Genomic DNA, 20,447 nt, shown 5'->3' on the forward strand with positions numbered 1-20,447 from the left:
CGTCGGAGTGTCCCTCTTCGTTACTGTGTGTCGCATCTCGTGACGGAGCCGTTCCGGTTCGTCCGTTCCTCGGCGTCCCGGCGCGCATCCGGGGACGTCCCTTGCGCCGGACGGTGTCCACGGTCACGGTGCTGCCATGCGCAGGCGCTCCCGGCTGGTGCGCCGGCTGCTCGTCGTCGAGGTCGTGACCGTCCTCGCGACGGTGCTGATCGCGGCCGGGGTGAGCGGGGTCGGGACGGCGTCGCTCGTCGAGGCCGACGCCACCGCCCGGATGGTCGGCCTCGCCCGCACCGTCGCGGCCTCGCCCGGGGTCGCACCCGCCGTCGCGACCCGGGACAGCGCCGCCCTCGAACCCGCCGCCGAGGCCGTCCGCCTCGGCGCCGACGCCTCGTTCGTGACGATCATGACGCCGGACGGCACCCGGCTCACCCATCCCGACCGGACGCTCATCGGCCTGCCCTACCAGGGCACGTTCCTGCCCGCGGCGCGCGGCGAGACCGTGGTCGAGACGTTCCCCGGCACCCTCGGCCCGTCGGTGCGCGCGATCGTGCCGATCACGGCCGGGCCCGGCGCGCCGGTGGTCGGGATGGTCGCGGTCGGGCTGCTGCGCGTGGACGTGGCGGGCCGGGTGCTGCGCGAGCTCGCCGTCCTCGCCCTCGGGGCGGTGGCCGCGATCGGGATCGGTGTGGGCCTCGCCGTCGTGGCCGCGCGCCGGGTCCGCCGCGACACCCTCGGCCTGGAGCCCGCCGAGATCACCGCGCTGCACCGCCACCACGAGGCCGTCCTGCACGCGATGCGCGAGGGGCTGCTGGTGCTCGACGAGCGCGACCGCCTCGCCGTCGTCAACGACGAGGCCGCCCGGCTGCTCGGCGTCGACCCCGCGGCCGGGCTGACCGGCCGCACCCTGGGCGAGCTCGGCGTCGACCCGGCGCTGGCCGCCCGGCTCGCCGACCCCAGCCCGATCGGCGACGAGACGGTGCTCGTCGGGGAGCGCCTGCTGCTGCTCAACCGGACCCGCGCCGACGACGACGGCAGCGGCCACCGCGCCTGGGTGGTCACCCTGCGGGACCGCACCGAGGTCGAGCAGGTCATGCGGGCGCTCGACGACGCCCGCTCGGTGGCGGGTGCGCTGCGGTTCCAGGCCCACGAGCACGCCAACCACCTGCAGGCCGTCTCCACGCTCATCGAGCTGGGCGCCCACGACGACGCCCGTGACCTCGCCGTGCGCTGGAGCCGCGAGCGCAGCCTCCTCGGTCAGGACCTCCGGGAGGCCGTCGCCGACCCCGCGCTGGCCGCGCTCGTCCTCGACAAGGCCACCGACGCCCGCGACCGCGGCATCGCGCTGCGCATCGCCCCGGGCACCGCGTTCCCGGCCCCGACCGGTGACGCGGACGCCTCCGACGACCACCTGACCGTCGTCGGCAACCTGCTCGACAACGCCCTCGACGCCGCTCTCGACGTCGCCCTCGAGGGCGACGGGCGCGGGGTCGTCGAGCTCGACCTGTCCGCAGGCGACGACGCCCTCGTCATCCGGGTCGCCGACGACGGCCCGGGGCTCCCCGATCCCGACGCCGCGTTCGCCGCCGGGTGGTCGACGAAGTCGGGCACGACGGCGGCCGGGGTCCGGGGCCTCGGGCTCGCGCTGGTCGCGCGCGTGGTGGCGCGCCGCGGGGGCACGGTGCGCGTCGGGCCCGGGCTGGCGCACGACGACGGACCGGGGCGGGGGACGGCGTTCGTCGTCACCCTCCCGCGGGCGCCGGGGTCAACGGGCTCCGCGGTCTCCCGTGCCGAGGGCGAGGCGGTAGCCGACACCGCGCACGGTCACCACCAGGCCGGGGACGCCCAGGCGTGAGCGCAGGGCGCCCACGTGCACCTCGAGGGTCCGCCGCCCGGCGTCCGCGCCCACGTCGTCCGGGGCCAGACCCCACACGTCGTCGAGCAGCTCCTCACGGGTCGCGACCTTCCCGCCCCGGCGCGCGAGGGCCGCGAGCAGGTCGAACTCCTTGCGGCGCAGGGCGACCTCGGCGCCGTCCACGAGGACCGACCGGGCGCCCAGATCCACGGTGACCGGACCCGCCGTGACCGTCGAGACCAGCGCGTGCCCCGAGACGCGGCGCATCACGGCCTCGATGCGCGCGAGCAGTTCGTCGACCGAGAACGGCTTGACCACGTAGTCGTCCGCACCGCTGCGCAGGCCCATGACGCGGGCGCTGTCGTGACCGCGCGCGGTCACCGCGATGACCGGGACCGAGGAGCGGCCGCGGATGCGGCGGCAGACCTCCACGCCGTCGAGGTCGGGCAGGCCGAGGTCGAGGAGCACGAGGTCGGGTGGGTCGACGGCGTCCTCGACGGCCGCGACCGCGTCGATGCCGGTCCCGACCGTCGCGACCCGCCAGCCCTGCGCGCGCAGTACCGCGACCAGGGCGTCGCGCACCGCGGCCATGTCCTCGACGAGCAGCACCTTCACGTCAGCTCAACGCTTCCTCAAGTCCTGGCGCAAGTGCTGGGCCACGCGCGGGGCGCCTTCCTAACCTCACCCCACCGCATGAGATCCGCGCCACTGTTGCCTGAGGAGACACCGATGTCGACGACCACCGATGCCGCCCCGCCCCCGATCCCCCCACCCGCCGGGCACCGGGGCGGGGTGCACAAGCAGCTGTGGTTCTGGGTGCTGGTCGCGATCGCCGCGGGCATCGTCGTCGGGCTCGCCGCGCCGGGCTTCGCGAAGGAGCTCAAGTGGCTGGCCGACGCGTTCATCCAGCTCATCAAGATGGTGACGGCACCGGTCATCTTCTGCACCGTCGTCGTCGGGATCGCCTCGCTGGGCAACCTCGCCCGGGCCGGCGGCCTCGCGGTGCGCGCGCTGGGCTACTTCCTCGTCATGACGGTCATCGCGCTCGCGCTGGGCCTGCTGGTCGTCAACCTCGTTCAGCCCGGCGCGGGCTTCCCGATGGGCGGGATCGACCCGACCGACGCCGCGAAGGCCGCCGAGAGCGTGCAGGAGGCGGGCCAGGAGTCCGGCGCGGTCTCGTTCATCACCGACAGCCTGCTGCCCGACAGCGTGTTCGGGCCGTTCGTCGAGAACGAGATCCTGCGGGTGCTGGTGCTCGCGATCCTCGTCGCGGTGGCCACCTCGATGCTGGCCCCGGCGCTGCGCGAGCGGGTCGTCGGCGGGATCGACCTGATCGCGAAGGTGATCTTCGGGGTCATCCGGATCATCATGTTCCTGGCCCCGGTCGCCGCGTTCGGGGGCATGGCCTACACGGTCGCCCAGTTCGGCGGTCAGACGCTCGCCAACCTCGGCCTGCTCATGATCGCCTTCTGGGTCACGTGCGCGGTGTTCGTCGTCGGGATCCTCGGTGCGGTGTGTGCGGTCAGCGGGTTCAACGTCCTCAAGCTGATCCGGATGATCAAGGATGAGCTGCTGATCATCGTGGGCACCTCGTCGTCGGAGACGGTGCTGCCGCGCCTGCTCGCCAAGCTCGAGGCGGCGGGGGCTTCCCGCCCGGTCGTCGGGATGGTGCTGCCGACCGGCTACTCGTTCAACCTCGACGGCACGTGCATCTACCTGACGATGGCGGCGCTGTTCATCGCCCAGGCCGGCGGCGCGGACCTCCCGATCGGGGTGCAGATCGCGCTGGTCGGGCTGATGGTGCTGACCTCGAAGGGCGCGGCCGGGGTGACGGGGGCCGGACTCGTCACCCTGGCGGCGTCGCTCAGCGCCTTCGGCGGCGAGTTCTTCCCGCCGGCCGCGGTGGCGATCGGCATCGCGCTCATCGTCGGCATCGACCGCGTCATGAGCGAGGGCCGGGCGCTGACCAACGCCATCGGCAACGCGGTGGCGGTCATGGTCATCGCGGGCTGGACGGGGCAGCGCCACGACGAACGCTTCCGCGCGGCGCTCGACGACCCGTCGCTGGTCCGGGACGCGATCGCCCAGGAGACGCTCGACTCCCCGGCCGAGGAGCGGGAGCTGGCACCGGCGTAGGTGGGCGGAGCCCTCGTGAGCACTTTCCGGTCCTATAGCACCGGAAAGTGCTCACGAGCCTTCGGCACCTAGTACGTCGGCAGCGAGGTGTCGACCTGCTGGGCCCAGCCGGTCACGCCGCCGCCCACGTGCACGGCGTTCGAGAAGCCCGCGTTCTGCAGCGCGGACAGCGCCTCGGCCGACCGGACGCCGGACTTGCAGTACAGGATCGTCTGCCGGTCCTGCGGGATCTCCGCGAAGGCCTCGCCCGAGAGGATCTTGTCCTTCGGGATGAGCTTCGCGCCCGGGATGCGGACGATCTCCCACTCGTGCGGCTCGCGGACGTCGATGAGCTCGAACTTGTCGCCCGCGTCCATCTTCTCCTTGAGCTCGACCGCGGTGATGGTGTGCCCGGCCGCCGCGGACTGCGCCTCGTCGGAGACGGTGCCGCAGAACGCGTCGTAGTCGATGAGCTCGGTGACCTCGGTGGCGTCCGGGTCGCGACGGATCTTGACCTGGCGGTACTCCATGTCCAGGGCGTCGTAGACCATCAGCCGGCCGAGCAGGGTGTCGCCGATACCGGTGATCAGCTTGATCGCCTCGGTGACCATGATCGACCCGATCGACGCGCAGAGCACACCCAGCACGCCGCCCTCGGCGCACGACGGGACCATGCCCGGCGGCGGGGGCTCGGGGTAGAGGTGCCGGTAGTTCAGGCCCTGGCCGTTCGGGGCGTCCTCCCAGAACACCGAGACCTGGCCCTCGAAGCGGAAGATCGAGCCCCACACGTACGGCTTGCCCATCAGCACCGCGGCGTCGTTCACCAGGTAGCGCGTGGCGAAGTTGTCGGTGCCGTCGAGGATCAGGTCGTAGTCGCGGAAGATGTCCAGCGCGTTCGACGAGTCGAGCGGCGTCTCGTGCAGGTTCACCGTGACGAACGGGTTCGTCTCGGCGATCGACTCCTTGGCCGACTGCGCCTTCGACTTCCCGATGTCGGACTGGCCGTGGATGACCTGGCGCTGCAGGTTCGACTCGTCGACGACGTCGAAGTCGACGACGCCGAGCGTGCCGACACCCGCCGCCGCCAGGTACAGCAGCGCGGGGCTTCCGAGGCCGCCCGCGCCGACGACCAGCACCTTCGCGTTCTTGAGCCGCTTCTGACCCTCGACCCCGACGTCCGGGATGATGAGGTGCCGCGAATAGCGCGCGACCTCCTCCTTGGTCAGCTCGGCGGCCGGTTCCACCAGGGGCGGCAGGGATGCCATCGCGTGCGTCTCCTTCGTCGACTGCTACCGGCATTCAACCCCACGCGGCGGGTGGGTGTTCCCGACGGCGATGGGGGTGGGGGCCATTGCTTTCACGAGGAGGGCGGGACTCAGCGCGGCGCCGGGCCACCCGTCGGGAACGGCCAGGCGTTGGGCCGGCAGACCTTGCCGTCCCGCGGGATCTGGGCGCCCTGCGGGGTGTCGTCGGTGAGCTGGGCGAGGTAGTCGTTCGAGACGCCGAAGCTCTGCTGCATCATCACCGGCGCGAGCACGCCGTTCTCGGCGCACGGCACGTGCTGGTTGCGGAAGACGTGCCCCACCTCGTGGTTGATGGCGTACTGCCGGTAGAGCCCGAGCTGCCCCTCGAACGCCCCCGCCCCGCGCACCCAGCGCGACCCGTTGATGAGCACCCGGCCGATGTCGGACTTCCAGCACGAGGCCTCGTAGCGGATCTGGTACCCGCACTGCGCACGCGTCGTCAGCTGCGAGGTGAGGCTGATCCGGAAGTCCGGCACCTCCCCCGCGTCGATGCGGCGCAGCGCGATCTGCCCGGAGCCCGCCCAGCTGCGCGGGTCGTCGAGGGTGGCGTCCACCGCGGTCACGAACGCCTGGTCGCCCTCGGCCGGCGTCGTGCCGTCCTCGATCTCGACGGTGTAGGTGTACGGGCGGCCCTGCCCGACCTGGGGCGTCGACCCGGGCACGACGCGCCACGTGCCCTTCCCCGACACCGGGAACGCGCCGCCCACGGGGAGCTCGGCGGTCGGGATGTTCACGTCCGCGTAGTCCCCGCCGGTGGGCGCCTCCCCGACGACGGGCCCGACCTCGGCGGCCGCCGCTGGCGAGCGCACGTCGGTGGTGTCGCCGCCCGGGAGGAGGGTGCGGGCGAGCACGACGCCGGTGAGCACGAGCAGCAGGACCACCAGGACGGCGAGCGCCGCGCGGCGACGCAGGTGGGAGGCGTCGGGGCGCGCCCGGGACTCCGGTTGCTCCGGATCCCAGGAGGCTGCGAGCGGCTCACCCCGGCGGCGCGGGCGGGTCGACGGTCGGGCTCCGCGTCGCTCCCTCCCCGGGCGGGATGATCCGCTCGATCCGGTCACCCGGGCACGTTCTCACACACCCCGGGCGGCCGGGGGGCCAGGTCGGAGGCGTCCCACCGGCCGTCGGCGACGGCGTCGTCCATGCCGAGGATCGCGCGTGCGACGAGCGCGGGGGTCTCCATCTGGGCCACGTGCCCGACGTCGGGCAGGCGCAGCAGCCGTGCCCGGGGGATCGTCGCGACCGTACGGCGGGCCTTGCGCACGGAGATGAGCCGGTCGCGCTCGCCCCACACCACGAGCGTCGGGGTGGCCACGCGCGCCGCGGTCGCCCAGAGCGAGCCCGCGCCGCGGGCGAACCAGGTCCCGACCAGGCCACCGAACGAGCGCTGCATCGCCTCGGCGGCCCACGGCAGGCCGAGCCGCTCCGACGCCTCGGCCACGGCCTGGGCGAACGCCGCCTCGCTGACGCGCTCCGGGTCGGCGTAGCAGAGCCGCATGGTGCGCCACAGCCGCGTGGCCGCGTCCTCGGTCGCCAGCTCGCGGCGGGTCCTGGCCCCGAGCAGCGGGAGCACGGCCAGCGCCATCTTGCCGTCGCCGAGCCTCGCCGGGGCGGGCCGCAGGTCCGGGACGGCGGGGCTGACCAGCGTCGTCGTGCGCACCAGGTCGGGGTGGTCGGCCGTGAGACTGAGGGCGACGGCGCCGCCGAGCGAGTTCCCGACGAGGTGCACCGGCTCGCCGAGGGTGCGCAGGTAGGCCGCGACCGTGGCGGCGTGCGCGCGCAGCGAGTAGTCCCGCGAGGGGAGCGGGTCGGTGCGCCCGAAGCCGGGCAGGTCGACGGCGAGGCCACGCCAGCGCGACGACAGCCCGCCGGCCAGGTCGGTCCAGTTCGTCGAGGACCCACCGAGGCCGTGGACGAGCACGACGGTGCCGTCGTGACCGGATCCGGGGGCGCGCGGGGTCTCCCGGACGTGCAGGGCCGTCTCACCGATCGCGACGTGGCGTCCCGGCCAGTGCGGCGTGGGGTCGCCGATCGGGCCCAGCGCGGCCTCGGGCGCCAGCGGCGCCGGCGGCGCGGGCTCCGGCGGACGCGGCGCACGGCGGCGGGCGGACACCGGCCACCCGCCGGTCAGCGGGCGACCACCTCGGGGAGCAGTGATCGTCACCGGACAAGGATGCAGGTGACCACGAGGTGAAGGGAACCCGACCCCGACGTGTCGGTAGCGCGACCGGCGCGGGACTGCGTGTGACGGACGCGCTCGCCCACGGTCATGGGTAGGGTCGACCGATCGGGGCGGGCCCTTCGGAAGAGGTGCCTGTGAGGGCGGACCCCGGTTGAGCGCGGGAAGGACGGACCGGATGAGCGAGATCGGCGCGGCGACGCCGACGGCGGCGGGGCGTCCCCGGATGTCCCGTTCCCAGCGTCGGGCCCAGCTCCTCGCGGCCGCGCGGGAGGTCTTCGGCGCCCAGGGCTATCACGCGGCGGCCATGGACGAGATCGCCGAGCGGGCGGGCGTGAGCAAGCCCGTGCTCTACCAGCACTTCCCCGGCAAGCTCGACCTCTACCGCGCACTGGTGGAGTCCGCGGCCAACGAGATGGTGCGCACGGTGCGCGCGGCGATGCGCTCGACCACCGACAACAAGGCCCGCGTGCACGCCGCCGTGCAGGCCTACTTCGACGTCGTCTCCTCCCGTGACGGCGCCATGCGGCTGGTCTTCGAGACCGACACCCGCGCGACGCCGGAGATCGCCGAGATGGTGGACCGGGCGACGTCGGACTGCATCGACGCGGTCACCGAGGTCGTCACCGCGGACGCCGGCCTGGAGCCCGACCGGGCGCGGCTGCTCGCGGTCGGGCTGGTCGGGCTGTCGACGACGGCGGCCCGGTACTGGCTCGACGCGGGCCTGCAGCCGCCGCGCGAGGACGCCATCGCCCTGATGTCGACGCTGGCCTGGCGCGGCATCGGGGGATTCCCGCTGGGTGCCGGAGGCTCGTGAGCACTTTCGGTGGCCATGGCCACCGAAAGTGCTCACGAGGCCGAAGGCCTCCTAGCTGGTGCCCGCGCCCACCCCGAACCCGACGCGGCGCACCTCGGACGGTGCGATCTCCACATAGGCGATGCGGGTGGACGGGATGAGGTAGCGACGCCCCTTGTCGTCGGTGAGCGACAGGGTGCCGCTGCTGCCCGAGAGCGCGCCGTCGACCAGCTCCGCCACCTCGTCGGGCGTCTGCCCACTCGAGACCACCAGCTCACGCGGGCTGTCCGCGACGCCGATCTTGACCTCCACGCGACCCTCCGGTCTGCTCCGACTCCGCGGTCGCCACGTTCACGGCGACCGATGCGCCCGCGGAGGCTAGTCCAGAACCGGGGCGCGGGTGGCCGACCCACCGCCTCGTCCGCGCAGGGCGAACGGCCGACGGCGGCGGCCCGGGCACCCGCTACAGCCCCAACCGGGAAACCCGCTTGTTGTGCTGGGACTTCAACCGCTTCAGCACCGCCGTGCGCGCCTGACCGCCCGGGGAGCCCTCCACCACGGCCGCGAGCCCCGGGTGCTCCTCGAAGGTCGCCACGACGGCCGCGAGGGCCTCCCCGAGCAGCCGGCGGCTCCACATCGACAGGCGCGCGTGCACCTGGGGGTCCGTGCACGCCTCGCGGAGGCGGGCCTCGACGAACGCGCCGTGACCGGTCTCGGCGATCACCTCGCGGACCAGCTCCGCCTCGTCCCCGGAGAGCCCCTCGAGCGCCTCGCCCTGCAGGTCGGTGACCAGGCCCCGGCCCAGCGCGGTGGCCACCAGGGCCTCGGGCCAGTCGCGGGCACCGACCGCGCGCAGCAGCGAGTCGACCCGGGCGACGAACGGCCCCATGGCGTCGAGCACGTCCACGCCGCGTGCGGCGAGGTGGTCCCGCACGCGGACGTAGTGATCCATCTCGACGGCGGCGAGGGTGGCGAGCTCGGCGCGTCCCGCGAGGTCCGGGGAGCGCTGGGCGTCCGCGGCGAGCTGGGAGAACGCCGAGAGCTCGCCGTAGGCCACGAGCCCGAGCAGCAGGGCGGTGGGCCCGTACTCGGCCGATCCGTCGCCCCCCGCGTCACGCCCCGCATCCGTCACGACGGAGCACCCTAGGCGCCACACCCCCCGTGGTGCTGCCGACTGCGCCACGCTGCGGGTATCATCACTGGTGGTCCGAGCCGGTGACACCCCCACTCGACCGATGTGGCCCCACCCGGGGCCGCTCCCCCACGCACAGCCCGTCGCCGGCTCCGGCCTCCTGCGGGCGCGTCGCCCGGTGGCCCGAGCCATCCGACCCGCCGCAGGAAGAATCCAGCGCGCGGGCGCCTCGTCGGCTCTCCCGCCCCGGTGACGTCGTCATCGCCGTCACCGACTCCGACCGGGCACCGAAGCCCGGGCCCGGGGAGGCGGTCGAGCCAGCCGGCTCACCTCGCGTGCACGAGCCGTGAGGAAGGCAGACCGCTGAGCACCGACACGATCACCCCCGAACCCGATCCCGACGCGGCCGACCAGGTCGCCACGGAAGCCCCACCCGAGGACCCGGCCGCGTCGACCTCCTCGTCCGCGGACGCCCCGACGTTCGCCGAGCTGGGCGTCGCCCCCGAGATCGTCGAGGCGCTTGCCGCGAACGGCATCGAGCGCACCTTCGCCATCCAGGAACTGACGCTGCCGCTGGCCCTCGCCGGCGAGGACCTCATCGGCCAGGCACGCACCGGCACCGGCAAGACGCTGGGCTTCGGCGTCCCGCTGCTCCAGCGCCTGGGCACCCCGACCGAGGACGGCACGCCGCGCGTGCTGGTCGTCGTCCCCACCCGCGAGCTGTGCCTGCAGGTCGCGAAGGACCTCGAGGGGGCCGCGAAGGGCCTCGGCACCCGGGTCGTCTCGATCTACGGCGGCCGCCCCTACGAGCAGCAGATCGCCGCGCTGCAGACCGGCGTCGAGTTCGTCGTCGGCACGCCCGGCCGGCTGCTCGACCTCGCCCAGCAGGGTCACCTGGTCCTCGCGAAGATCGGCGGCCTGGTCCTCGACGAGGCCGACGAGATGCTCGACCTCGGCTTCCTGCCCGACGTCGAGCGCATCCTGGGGATGCTGCCGACGAAGCGCCAGACGATGCTGTTCTCGGCGACCATGCCGGGCCCGATCATCACGCTGGCCCGCACGTTCCTGACGCAGCCGACGCACATCCGCGCCGAGCAGGTCGACGCCAGCGCCATCGGCGAGCGCACCGCGCAGTTCGTGTTCCGCGCCCACGCCCTGGACAAGGTCGAGATCCTCGCCCGCACGCTGCAGGCGACCGACCGCGGCCCGACGATGGTGTTCACCCGCACCAAGCGCACCGCGAGCAAGGTCTCCGAGGAGCTCGCCGAGCGCGGCTTCAAGGTCGGCGCGGTGCACGGCGACCTCGGCCAGGGCGCCCGCGAGCACGCGCTCAAGGCCTTCCGCAGCGGACGCATCGACGTGCTGGTCTCGACCGACGTCGCGGCGCGCGGCATCGACGTCACGGGCGTGACCCACGTCATCAACTACCAGTGCCCCGACGACGCGAAGACCTACATCCACCGCATCGGCCGCACCGGCCGCGCGGGGAAGACCGGCATCGCGATCACGCTCGTGGACTGGGACGACCTCCCCAAGTGGAAGCTGATCTCCGACGACCTGGGGCTCGGCGCCCCCGAGCCGCCGGAGACCTACTCCAACTCGCCGCACCTCTACCGCGACCTCGGCATCCCCGACGACGCGACCGGCCGGGTGGCGCGTCGCCGTCGTCCCGCCGAGGAGGAGGACGAGGACGCCCCGGACGGTGCCCCCGCTGCGCCGGACACCACCGAGAGCAGCGCCCGGCCGCGCAAGCAGCGTTCCCGGTCCCGCACCCGCAGTCGTGGCGGCGAGGTCGTGTCCGGGCCCGCCCAGGGCGACTCCGGGGGATCCGAGGGCGGATCGGCGACCGCCGGGGACGGCCCCGCCGACGCGTCGGGTGACGACGGCGAGGGCGGCGGGTCCTCGCGGCCGCGTCGTCGGCGCCGTCGCGGCCGCGGCAGCCGCGGCTCCGGCGGCAGCGACGAGGCCCAGACCGCCGTCGCCGCGAACGGCGCGGGCGAGGACTGATCAGGCGGTGACGGCCCCCGGCGGGCGGCGCACCCCGAGCCGCCCGGCCGGGGAGAACGCAGCGGACGCGGTGGACACCGCGGATGCTGCGGAGACAGTTCGACCGACGGACCGCCGGGCCGTGTGGTGGCCCCGCGCGGAACGGCGGCGTCGGGTCGACCTGCTGGCGATCGCCCTCATCGTCGTCGCGGCCGTCGTCGGGACCCTGCTCGTGCTCCGCGCGGGCGACGAGGCCTCCACGACGCTGAGCCCCGCGGCCGCGCCGCTGGCCCCGCCGGTCGACGGTCCGGTGCCGACGGCGCTGGTCCCGGCGTGGCGGGCCGCGAACCCGGCCGGGGAGCCGCCCGGGGCCGACCTGATCGCCGGTCCCACGACCGCGGGTCCGGTCGTCGCCACCGGGGACACCGACCCGGACGGCAGCGGTGTGGTGACCGGACTGGACGCCGCGACCGGGGCACCGGCGTGGCAGTACCGCCGCCCCGAGCCGCTGTGCACGCTGGGCACCGGCTTCGGGGACGTGCTGGCGCTCTTCCGCACCACGTCGCCGGTGGGCACCTTCTGCAGCGACGTCGCCACGGTGGACCCGTCGACCGGTCGGCGCGGCCCCAGCCGCAACACCGACGTACGCCCGGGCACCCGGCTGCTGGTCGACGGCTCGCACGTCACCGCGACCGGCCGCGACTACCTCGAGGTCTGGCGTGACGACCTCGTCGCCACCCTCGAGTACGGGGCGCTGCTCAACCCGGTGCAGTCGACCCCGCAGCCGCGCGCCTCCTGCCCGCACGTCTCGGTCGCGGCCGGCGCCGATGCGGTGGCCGTACTGGAGCGCTGCGTCGCCGAGCCGTCGGACCGGCTCAGCCTGCTCTCCGCGACCCCGGCGGAGTACGACAAGCCCGAGGACCGGTTCAGCGTGCTCTCCGGGGTGACGGGGGGTCGCCTGGTCGCGGTCGCGGACGACCGCACCGCCCTCGAGGCCCCGGACGGGACGCTGCGGGTCTACGACGGGGCGGGCGCCCCGATCGGCACGGTGCCGCTCGGCCCCGCCGCGGGCCCCGTCGCCGGCGCCGCGCGGGAGACCGCCATCGACCCGCCCGGTCAGCCCACCGGGGTCCGTCTCGCGGGCCCGGTCCTGCTGTGGTGGACCGGCACCGCCACCGTCGGGCTCGATCCGGCCACGCTGCTCCCGCGGTGGACGCTGCCGAACACGCTCGGTCCCGGCGCGGCGATCACCACGGGCGTCCTCGGAGCGCCGACGACGGTCCTCGTGCCGGTCCCCGGCGGCCTCGCCGTCGTCGACGCCGCCACCGGCGCGACCCGTCCGGCGATCCCGGTCGACCGGCGCTCCGACCCGCCGGGTCCGGTCGGGGTCGCGGTGGTCGGCAGCACCGTCGTCGAGCAGCGCGGGGCGACCGTCGTGGGGCTGCGGCCACCACGCTGAGGTGCGGCGCCGACGCGCAGCGTTCACACCGCGACCGGCCCTCGGTTTGGCAGACTCTCCCGGTGTGACCCCGGCCCGCGACCCCCTCCCGGTTCGTGTCGTCGAGGCGCCCCCGTCCGGGCCGGGAGCCGCGCAACTGACCTCCCACCGCGCCGCGCGCGTGGAGCTCCCGGGCCCGCTCGCCGCACTGCGTGCCGACGCCCGGCCCCGGACCGGGGACGAGCAGTGGGACGCGGTGGCGGTGCTCGTCCCGGGCTACTCCGGGTCCAAGGAGGACTTCGCCCCGCTCATCGACCCGATCGCCGACGCCGGGATCGACGTGCTCGCCCTCGACCTGCCCGGCCAGTACGAGTCCCCGCCGCTGCGCGGCGAGCTCGACCACCGGCCGGGCCCGCTCGGCGCGGTGGTGGCCGACGTCGTCCGCGCCGAGGCCACCGCCGGTCGGACCGTCCTGCTGCTGGGGCACTCCTACGGCGGGCTCGTCGCGCGGGCCGTCGTCCTCTCCGGCGCCCCCGTGCGCGGGCTGACCCTCATGGACACGGGGCCCGGCGAGCTGCCCATGGGACCCCGGCGGTCCCGTCTGGACGTCCTCGAGCCCGTCCTGCGCCGGCGCGGCCTCGACGCCGTCGTCGCGCTCCGTGAACAGGCGGGTGACTGGGCGGCCGCCGATCCCGCCGTCGCGGCCTTCCTGCGCCACCGCCTGGCGTCGTCCTCCCCGACCGCGCTGCTGGGGATGGGCGACGCGCTGCGCAGCGAGCCCGACCGCGTGCCCGAGCTCGTCGCGGCGCTGCGGGGGCGCCGCCTCGCGACCCTGGTGGTGTGCGGGATGAACGACGACGCCTGGCCGGTCACCACCCAGCGCACGATGGCCGACCGGCTGGAGGCCGAGTTCGCGGCCGTGCCCGCCGCCGCGCACTCCCCCAACCTCGAGAACCCAGGGGCGCTGCTCGACGTTCTCGTCCCCACGTGGCGGACCTGGCTGCGCGAGGACACCCTGGACCCATGACCGCCACGGCTGTTCCCACGGATCCGGAGTCGGGCTACTTCGGGCCGGGCAGCGTCACGTGGCGGGTGATGGCGGACCCGGCGGCGGGAGCGGGCGGTCTGTCGGCACTGTTCATGCAGGCGCTGCACCCCCGGGCGATGGCGGGAGTCGCCGAGCACTCGGACTTCGACACCGCGTTCTGGCCCCGGCTGAGCCGCACCGCCGAGTACGTCATGACGGTGACGTTCTCCTCGCGGGAGCGGGTCGACGCGATGGCGGCGAAGGTCCGCGCCGTCCACGAGCACGTGCACGGGGTGGACCCGGTCACCGGCCTGACCTACCGGGCCTCCGACCCTGATCTGCTGCGCTGGGTCCACGTCACCGAGGTCTGGGGCTTCCTCGACGCCGTGCGCCGCGCCGGGGCGGGCCTGTCCGACGACGACGCCGACCGCTTCCTCGCCGAGCAGGTCCGCGCCGCGGAGCTGCTCGGTGCCACCGACGTGCCCGCGAGCCGGGCCGAGGTCGCCGACTACTTCGAGGCCGTGCGTCCCGAGCTGCGCGCCTCGACGACCAGCCGTCGTGCCGCGCTGCGTCTGTTCGCGCCACCGATGCCGACCCGCGTCGCGCTCACCACCCCGGCGCGCCCGGCGTGGACCGCGGTGGCGGCCCTCGGCTTCGCCCTGCAGCCGCGCTGGGCCCGCCGGATGCACGGCCTGCCGGGGCTCCCGACGACCGACCTGGCCGCCGGTCTCGTCGTCCGCGGCCTGCGTGCGGGGGTGCTCGCGCTGCCGGAGAGCTGGCGCCACGGGCCGACCGCCCGCGAGGCCCTCGCCCGGGAGCAGGCCGGACAGGCGGCGTGATCCCTCCCGGGTTCGCGGCACGCGCCGAGGAGCTCGACGCCGCCGACCCGCTGGCCGCGCTGCGGGACCGCTTCGTCCTCGACGGGGACGTCACCGCCTACTTCGACGGGAACTCGCTCGGCCGCCCCTTGCGCGTCACCGGTGAGGCGCTGGCGGCGTTCACGGCGCACGACTGGGGCTCACGGCTCATCCGCAGCTGGGACGAGCAGTGGGTGGAGCTCCCGACCGCGGTGGGCGACCGGCTCGGCGCGCTGCTCCTCGGCGCCGCGGCGGGGCAGACGCTGGTGGGCGACTCGACGAGCGTCCTGCTCTACAAGCTCGCCCGCGCCGCCGTCGCCGCGTCCGGGGAGGGGCGCGATGAGATCGTCCTCTCCGACGACGACTTCCCCACCGACCGCTACCTGCTCGAGGGGATCGCCGCCGAGACCGGGTGCACGCTGCGCTGGATCCCGACCGAGCCCGACGGCGGGGTCTCGGTCGAGCAGGTGACCGGGGTGGTCGGGCCGCGCACGGCGCTCGTCGCGCTCTCCCACGTCACCTACCGCTCCGGGTACCTCGCCGACGCCGCGGCGATCACCGGGGCGGTCCACGACGCGGGCGCGCTCGTGTGCTGGGACCTCTGCCACTCGGTGGGCGCGGTGCCCGTGGAGCTCGACGCGTGGGGCGCCGACCTCGCCGTCGGGTGCACCTACAAGTACCTGGGCGGCGGCCCGGGCTCTCCCGCGTTCGCCTACGTCGCGGCGCGGCACCACGGCGTGCTGCGCCAGCCGGTGCAGGGCTGGTTCGGGCGCGAGGACCTGTTCGCGATGCGGGCGGGCTACGTCCCGGCGGCCGGGGTGCGGCAGTTCCTCTCCGGCACGCCGCCGGTGCTCGCGCTCGTGCCGCTGCGGGTCGGGCTGGACCTCTACGCCGAGGCCGGGATCGGGGCGGTCCGCACGAAGTCCGAGGCGCTCACCGCGTTCGCCGTCGAGATCGCGGACGCGACCCTGGCGCCGCTCGGCGTCGAGCTCGCCTCCCCCCGGGACCCCGCCCGCCGCGGAGGGCACGTGACGCTGCGGCATCCGGACGCGCGGGAGATCGTGGCGCAGCTGTGGGCCCGGGGGGTCGTGCCGGACTTCCGCGCGCCGGACGGCATCCGCATCGGGCTCGCGCCGCTGTCCACGTCGTTCGGGGAGGTGGCGGCGGGCATGGGTGCGCTTCGCGCAGGTGAGCACTTTCGGTCGCCATAGCGACCGAAAGTGCTCACGAGGCCGGAGGCCACCTAGGCAGGAAGGTGGATCAGCTCGAGCTGGATGTTGTCCGGGTCGCGGAACACCACGGTCGAGTAGGGAATGGGCTCGCCCTTGTCGATCACGCCGGAGTGCGCGACGCCCAGCCCGTCGAGCCAGGTCGCCCAGGTGTCGAGGTCGCCGCGCTCCGCCACGCCCCACGCGAGGTGGTCGAGCCCGGTGCGCCGCTCGTCGAACGTCCCGTCGACGTGGGCGCGGTGGGAGTGCAGCCCGATGAACAGGTCGGTCTGCGGGTCCGCGAGCAGGACCGCGTACCCGCCCTCCTCGTCCGCGTGGTGGGGGAAGGTCGCCGGGAGGCGCTCGAGCCCGAAGACCCTCGAGTACCAGTCGGCCGAGGCCTCGACGTCCGAGACCGTCGGGGAGAAGTGATGCACACCGGTGGTGGCCGGTGCCTGCGCGCCTGGAGTCGACACGGGGTCCGCCCTTCGTGGGTCGTGGTGGCCGCGTTGCCACCGGCGGCATTGAACACCGCCAGGTGGCCCAAGGCCTGGGCGCCTACCGCCACCAGAAGACGGCGAGCACCACCAGCACGTCCACGGGAACTACCAGGGCCGCCACCGTTGCGGCCCAGACCGGAGTCCGCCGCGACGCCGCGACGCCCGTCGCCGCGAGCGCCACCACCGCACCGACGAGGTGCCCGACGAGCACGTCGACCCCCGGCCCGGTGGCGGCGAGGACGAGGGGCGCCACGATCACCGCGAGGGTGAGCACGATCAGGCCGCCGACGAGCACCCGGGCCACCTCGACGAGGCGCTGCAGCGCGGTCGGGCGGTGCTTGCCGATCGGGCGGCCGAACGCCCCGGTCCGTGGCCCGGACACGGCGACCGGGTAGGCGTCGGGCACCGCCTGGAGCCGCCGCGGGGTGGCCGTCCGGGCGGGTTCGGGCATCGCGTGCGGCGGCGTCGCCACCGGCCACGTCGGCTCCGCCGACACCGCACCGTCCGCCGACACCGCGGGCTCCGCGGAGGTCGCCGGGTGGTCCAGGTACGCCGCCGGGACTCCCGCGGGGGGAGTCGGGATGCCGTCCGGGGGTGTCGGGTCCTCGGACGGGAGCGCGGCATGGCCGGTCATCGGGGGCGGTTCCTCGCAGGATGGTGGGAGTGGGCGGACGGGGGATCAGGGAGCGAGCAGCGCCCAGGGGTCGAGCGGTGGCGCGGCGGCCCGACCCTCGGGACAGTGCCGCCGCACGTCGCAGCGGGCGCAGCGCGGGCCCGGGGCCGGCGGGAAGAGCGCCTCGGGGTCACCGCCCGCGGCGAGGGCGTCGCCCGCGGCCGCCATCTCCACCGCGGACTCCTCGGCCCGGCCCAGGTGGCGCGCCAGCGAGGCGTCGTCGTGCACGGCGGTCGCCACGGTGCCCGACGGCAGGTGGTGCAGCTCGACGCGCCGGCACGCCCGGCGCAGCGTGCGCGCCGCGGCGAGGGCGTAGAGCGCGAGCGCGCGGGAGGAGCGGACGTCGTCCTCGTCGGGCACCCACCGCCCGGTCTTGTAGTCCACGACGACGGCCTCCCGGGCGGGTGGGACGCCTGCCTCGTCGGCGGCCCCGGCGTCGATGCGGTCGACCCGTCCCTCGGCGACGATCCCGCCGACGGGGGCGGCGACCCAGCGCTCCACCCCGAGCGGCTCGCCGACCGCGGCGCCGTGCTCGTCGGCGTAGCGCGCCACCCAGTCCTGGGCCCGCGCCCGGTACTCACCGGCCTGCGCGTCGTCGCGGAACCCCTCGGACGACCAGTGCCGCTCCACCAGCCCGGCGGCCCGCTCCGGGCTGCGGCGCGGGACGGGGAGCTCGAAGAGCGCCCGCAGCGCGTTGTGGACGACCGCGCCGAGCGTCGCGTGCGCCCAGGCACCGCCGCGGGGCGGGCTCGGACGGTCGAGGTAGGTCATGCGGTAGCGGCGCCGGCAGTCGTCCCAGGTCGCGAGACGGGCGGGGGTGACCTTGACCAGTGGAGAGGGCATGTCCTGGAGAGTCAGCTGCCCGCTCATCGGTTCCAGCCTATTGCCCGCCGGTCACGACGCCTGCACCGGTGGCCCGTGCCAGGAGCGCCTCGAGCTGATCGGGCGCGGTCGTCTCGGCCGCGATCGGGATCGTCTTGTTGGCGCCGTGGTAATCGCTGGATCCGGTGACGACGAGGCCGAGCTCAGCAGCGATCCCCCGCAGCCGCTCGCGGTCGCCCGGCTCGTGGTCACGGTGGTCGACCTCGAGCCCGCCGAGCCCCCGACCCGCGAGGTCGGCGATCACCTCGGGCTCGATGACGTCGCCGCGCAGGCGGGCCCACGGGTGCGCCCACACGGCGACGCCGCCGGCCGCCCGGATCATGGCGATCGCGTCGGCGATCGGCGTGTCGGCCTTCGGCTCGTAGTACTTCCCGCCCTTGGCCAGCAACGAGTCGAACGCGGCACCGACCGAGTCGACCGCGCCGATCTCGACGAGCGCGCGCCCGAGGTGCGGACGGCCGACCGGTGCCCCGGTGCGCGCCGCGATCGCCGCGGGGTCGACGTCGTAGCCGTCGGCGCGCAACCGCTCGGTCATCACGCCGATGCGCCGGGAGCGTTCCCCGCGGAGCCGTTCCTGGTCGGCCACGATCGCCGGGTGGGCCGGGTCGAACAGGTAGCCGAGCAGGTGGGCCGAGACGTGGCCGCCCCGGCCGTCGGGCGCCGTCGTCGAGAACTCCGCGCCCCGCACGAGCCGAACCGACGCCGGGACCGCCGCCATCGCCGCCGTCGCGGGCGCCCACCCCGCCGTCGTGTCGTGATCGGTCAGCGCGAGCGTGGTGACGTCCGCCGCGGCCGCGAGGCGGACGACGTCGGCCGGGTCGTCGGTGCCGTCGGAGGCGTTCGAGTGCAGGTGAAGATCGATCACCCTCGTGATGGTGTCAGGGGCGAGAGGGGGTCTGCCGCTTCTCCCCGAAAACCAGCTCGGAGATCGCCTCGTAGACCTCTTCCGGGTCGGGGAGGAAGTCGATGCGGTTGAGCGCCTGGATCTGACCGGCCGACTCGATGATCATCGTGCCGTAGCCCAGCATGCGGCCGTTGAGGGTGCGCTCGAACGTCAGGTCGGTGACCTTCCCGAGCGGCATCATGCCGACCTTCTGGGTGAGGACCCCCTGGGTCAGCATCACGCGCTTGTCGGTGATGACGACCTTCTCCACCCACCACTCGGCGACCTTGTAGCAGGCCTTGACCAGCACGAGCAGCCCGCCGTACCAGAGCAGGTTGGACAGGATCGGGCCCTCGGGCAGCTGCCCGGCCGCGACCATGAGGATCACCATCAGCACGGTGGCCTGCACGACCTCGTTGACGATGACGACCCAGTGCCTGCGGAAGCGGATCACCCGTCGCTCGGTGGGCAGGACGTACTCGTCGACCTCACGGGGTGCCAGCACGGCGCCCTCCCCTCCTGCCCCACGGACCGGGGACGAGCCTAGCCCCCGCGGGCCCTCAGAACAGCTCGCGCAGGAAGGTGACCACCGAGGTGGCCGCGGACTCGAGCAGGCTCAGGATGTTCTGGACGAGGTTGGCCGCGGCCTGGGGCTGTGAGATCACGAAGAACAGCACGAAGATCACGACGACCGCGATGACGAGCTTCTTCACGTCCACGACGCGATCCTAGGGGCGGAACGGTGACCGCCCGTGACCGACACACCGTCGTTCGGGAGCCGGGTCAGCGCTCCTGCGGCACCGGACGGTTCGGCTGCTCCGCCGCCAGCGCGGCCTCCGGGGACTCGGTCAGCGGCCGCTTCGGGATCATGACCTTGCGCCGGTAGATGCAGACCACGACGCCGTCCTGGTTGTAACCGATCGTCTCGACCCCGACGACGCCCCGGTCGTTCTTCGACGAGGACTCCTTCTTGTCCAGCACCGTCGACTCGCCGTAGATCGTGTCGCCGTGGAAGACCGGCTTCACGTGACGCAGCGACTCGACCTCGAGATTCGCGATCGCCTTGCCCGAGACGTCCGCGACCGACATGCCGAGCAGCAGCGAGTAGACGTAGTTCCCGACGACGACGTTGCGCCCCTGCTGGGTGCCCTCGGCGTAATGGCTGTCGAGGTGCAGCGGGTGGTGGTTCATCGTGATGAGGCAGAAGAGGTGGTCGTCGTACTCGGTGACCGTCTTGCCGGGCCAGTGCTTGTACGTCGCCCCGACCTCGAACTCCTCGAAGTACCGACCGAACTGCACGTGTCCACTCCCTGAACGTCGTCGTCTCCCGGGCGTCCGGGCGACGCGGCGCCCGGGACGACCCGTAGGATGGACCATCGCGGAAGCGCGCGTGGACGCACGGTCGCGAGACACGTACGACACCGGGCCCACCCCGAGGACCGCTCCACCGTCACGTGGTGGGCAGGCCGGCAGCGGTCAGGCCGGGAGGATCGAGGAGGTGGACGTGGCCACGACAGAACAACCGGGCGCAGACCCCGGAAGTACCGGCCGCGTCCCCACGACGGGCCGCTGACGACGGTTCGCCACCGTCGTGGCCCCCGAGGCGACGCGGAGATCC

General features: G+C 74.5%; 21 protein-coding genes. 8 read left to right on the forward strand and 13 right to left on the reverse strand.

Annotation, left to right across the window (positions count from 1 at the left end):
• The first annotated feature begins 136 nt into the window (after positions 1-136).
• Complete coding sequence (locus VGI02_RS01680; RefSeq protein ID WP_331625492.1) at positions 137-1,852, forward strand: sensor histidine kinase; 1,716 nt, start codon at positions 137-139, stop codon at positions 1,850-1,852.
• On the opposite strand, the gene VGI02_RS01685 is transcribed toward VGI02_RS01680, so the two are convergent.
• Positions 1,763-2,467: a response regulator transcription factor gene (locus VGI02_RS01685; RefSeq protein WP_331625493.1), complete on the reverse strand. Its 705-nt coding sequence runs from the start codon at positions 2,465-2,467 to the stop codon at positions 1,763-1,765. The two genes, VGI02_RS01680 and VGI02_RS01685, sit on opposite strands and share 90 nt — an antisense overlap.
• A gap of 114 nt (positions 2,468-2,581) precedes the next feature.
• Here VGI02_RS01685 and VGI02_RS01690 point away from each other — a divergent pair, with 114 nt between their 5' ends.
• Positions 2,582-3,988 carry a cation:dicarboxylate symporter family transporter gene (locus VGI02_RS01690; protein ID WP_331625494.1) on the forward strand — a complete coding sequence of 469 codons (1,407 nt, stop codon included), beginning with the start codon at positions 2,582-2,584 and terminating at the stop codon, positions 3,986-3,988.
• A gap of 68 nt (positions 3,989-4,056) precedes the next feature.
• On the opposite strand, the gene moeZ is transcribed toward VGI02_RS01690, so the two are convergent.
• From moeZ to VGI02_RS01705, 3 genes are all read right to left on the reverse strand, one after another.
• A complete protein-coding gene (gene moeZ / locus VGI02_RS01695) occupies positions 4,057-5,232 on the reverse strand; it encodes an adenylyltransferase/sulfurtransferase MoeZ (protein ID WP_331625495.1) in 1,176 nt (391 codons plus the stop codon).
• A gap of 110 nt (positions 5,233-5,342) precedes the next feature.
• Positions 5,343-6,329, reverse strand: coding sequence for a DUF3152 domain-containing protein (locus tag VGI02_RS01700; protein ID WP_331625496.1), 987 nt, complete (start codon positions 6,327-6,329; stop codon positions 5,343-5,345).
• Entirely contained in the window at positions 6,326-7,432 is a 1,107-nt protein-coding gene (locus VGI02_RS01705) for an alpha/beta fold hydrolase (protein ID WP_331625497.1), read from the reverse strand. Before VGI02_RS01705 ends, VGI02_RS01700 begins: the two co-directional genes overlap by 4 nt.
• Before the next feature lie 193 nt (positions 7,433-7,625).
• Between VGI02_RS01705 and VGI02_RS01710 the strand changes: the two genes are divergently transcribed.
• Positions 7,626-8,264 carry a TetR/AcrR family transcriptional regulator gene (locus VGI02_RS01710; RefSeq protein WP_331625498.1) on the forward strand — a complete coding sequence of 213 codons (639 nt, stop codon included), beginning with the start codon at positions 7,626-7,628 and terminating at the stop codon, positions 8,262-8,264.
• 51 nt (positions 8,265-8,315) lie between these two features.
• Here VGI02_RS01710 and VGI02_RS01715 read toward each other — a convergent pair whose 3' ends face one another.
• Together VGI02_RS01715 and VGI02_RS01720 are read right to left on the reverse strand one after the other, a co-directional pair.
• Positions 8,316-8,555, reverse strand: coding sequence for a DUF3107 domain-containing protein (locus VGI02_RS01715; RefSeq protein WP_331625499.1), 240 nt, complete (start codon positions 8,553-8,555; stop codon positions 8,316-8,318).
• 151 nt (positions 8,556-8,706) lie between these two features.
• On the reverse strand, positions 8,707-9,375 hold the full coding sequence (locus VGI02_RS01720) for a ferritin-like fold-containing protein (protein WP_331625500.1): 669 nt from the start codon (positions 9,373-9,375) through the stop codon (positions 8,707-8,709).
• Between the two features lie 249 nt (positions 9,376-9,624).
• Between VGI02_RS01720 and VGI02_RS01725 the strand changes: the two genes are divergently transcribed.
• The 5 genes from VGI02_RS01725 to VGI02_RS01745 all read left to right on the forward strand — a co-directional run bounded on the left by VGI02_RS01725 (position 9,625) and on the right by VGI02_RS01745 (position 15,894).
• Positions 9,625-11,382 carry a DEAD/DEAH box helicase gene (locus VGI02_RS01725; protein ID WP_414638173.1) on the forward strand — a complete coding sequence of 586 codons (1,758 nt, stop codon included), beginning with the start codon at positions 9,625-9,627 and terminating at the stop codon, positions 11,380-11,382.
• A 121-nt stretch (positions 11,383-11,503) separates the two neighbouring features.
• On the forward strand, positions 11,504-12,820 hold the full coding sequence (locus VGI02_RS01730; protein ID WP_331625501.1) for an Rv3212 family protein: 1,317 nt from the start codon (positions 11,504-11,506) through the stop codon (positions 12,818-12,820).
• 64 nt (positions 12,821-12,884) lie between these two features.
• Positions 12,885-13,826, forward strand: coding sequence for an alpha/beta fold hydrolase (locus tag VGI02_RS01735; protein WP_331625502.1), 942 nt, complete (start codon positions 12,885-12,887; stop codon positions 13,824-13,826).
• Complete coding sequence (locus tag VGI02_RS01740) at positions 13,823-14,665, forward strand: oxygenase MpaB family protein (RefSeq protein WP_331625503.1); 843 nt, start codon at positions 13,823-13,825, stop codon at positions 14,663-14,665. The genes VGI02_RS01735 and VGI02_RS01740 overlap by 4 nt, the downstream gene beginning before the upstream one ends.
• Positions 14,662-15,894, forward strand: a complete 1,233-nt coding sequence (locus VGI02_RS01745) for a kynureninase (RefSeq protein WP_331625504.1) — start codon at positions 14,662-14,664, stop codon at positions 15,892-15,894. The genes VGI02_RS01740 and VGI02_RS01745 overlap by 4 nt, the downstream gene beginning before the upstream one ends.
• 32 nt (positions 15,895-15,926) lie before the next feature.
• Here the strand turns inward: VGI02_RS01745 and VGI02_RS01750 are convergent, their stop codons facing one another.
• From VGI02_RS01750 to VGI02_RS01780, 7 genes are all read right to left on the reverse strand, one after another.
• A complete protein-coding gene (locus tag VGI02_RS01750) occupies positions 15,927-16,367 on the reverse strand; it encodes a VOC family protein (RefSeq protein WP_331625505.1) in 441 nt (146 codons plus the stop codon).
• Positions 16,368-16,449: 82 nt separating this feature from the next.
• Positions 16,450-17,025 (reverse strand): hypothetical protein, encoded by a 576-nt coding sequence (locus VGI02_RS01755; RefSeq protein WP_331625506.1) that lies wholly within the window; start codon positions 17,023-17,025, stop codon positions 16,450-16,452.
• 45 nt (positions 17,026-17,070) lie between these two features.
• Complete coding sequence (locus VGI02_RS01760; RefSeq protein WP_331625507.1) at positions 17,071-17,934, reverse strand: RecB family exonuclease; 864 nt, start codon at positions 17,932-17,934, stop codon at positions 17,071-17,073.
• Positions 17,935-17,944: 10 nt separating this feature from the next.
• Positions 17,945-18,811: a PHP domain-containing protein gene (locus VGI02_RS01765; RefSeq protein ID WP_414638174.1), complete on the reverse strand. Its 867-nt coding sequence runs from the start codon at positions 18,809-18,811 to the stop codon at positions 17,945-17,947.
• Positions 18,812-18,824: 13 nt separating this feature from the next.
• Positions 18,825-19,334 (reverse strand): PH domain-containing protein, encoded by a 510-nt coding sequence (locus VGI02_RS01770; RefSeq protein WP_331625508.1) that lies wholly within the window; start codon positions 19,332-19,334, stop codon positions 18,825-18,827.
• A 55-nt stretch (positions 19,335-19,389) separates the two neighbouring features.
• Positions 19,390-19,548: a hypothetical protein gene (locus tag VGI02_RS01775; RefSeq protein WP_331625509.1), complete on the reverse strand. Its 159-nt coding sequence runs from the start codon at positions 19,546-19,548 to the stop codon at positions 19,390-19,392.
• 64 nt (positions 19,549-19,612) lie between these two features.
• Positions 19,613-20,128: a MaoC family dehydratase gene (locus VGI02_RS01780; RefSeq protein ID WP_331625510.1), complete on the reverse strand. Its 516-nt coding sequence runs from the start codon at positions 20,126-20,128 to the stop codon at positions 19,613-19,615.
• Positions 20,129-20,447: the final 319 nt, after the last annotated feature.

Source organism: Actinomycetospora sp. (genome assembly GCF_036497245.1).
GTDB lineage: Bacteria > Actinomycetota > Actinomycetes > Mycobacteriales > Pseudonocardiaceae > Actinomycetospora.

Coding starts and splice junctions, on each gene's coding strand:
- VGI02_RS01760 (WP_331625507.1), bottom strand. CDS start 17,934: ATGAGCGGGCAGCTGACTCTCCAGGACATGCCCTCTCCACTGGTCAAG.
- VGI02_RS01690 (WP_331625494.1), top strand. CDS start 2,582: ATGTCGACGACCACCGATGCCGCCCCGCCCCCGATCCCCCCACCCGCC.
- VGI02_RS01680 (WP_331625492.1), top strand. CDS start 137: ATGCGCAGGCGCTCCCGGCTGGTGCGCCGGCTGCTCGTCGTCGAGGTC.
- VGI02_RS01740 (WP_331625503.1), top strand. CDS start 13,823: ATGACCGCCACGGCTGTTCCCACGGATCCGGAGTCGGGCTACTTCGGG.
- VGI02_RS01755 (WP_331625506.1), bottom strand. CDS start 17,025: ATGACCGGCCATGCCGCGCTCCCGTCCGAGGACCCGACACCCCCGGAC.
- VGI02_RS01710 (WP_331625498.1), top strand. CDS start 7,626: ATGAGCGAGATCGGCGCGGCGACGCCGACGGCGGCGGGGCGTCCCCGG.
- moeZ (WP_331625495.1), bottom strand. CDS start 5,232: ATGGCATCCCTGCCGCCCCTGGTGGAACCGGCCGCCGAGCTGACCAAG.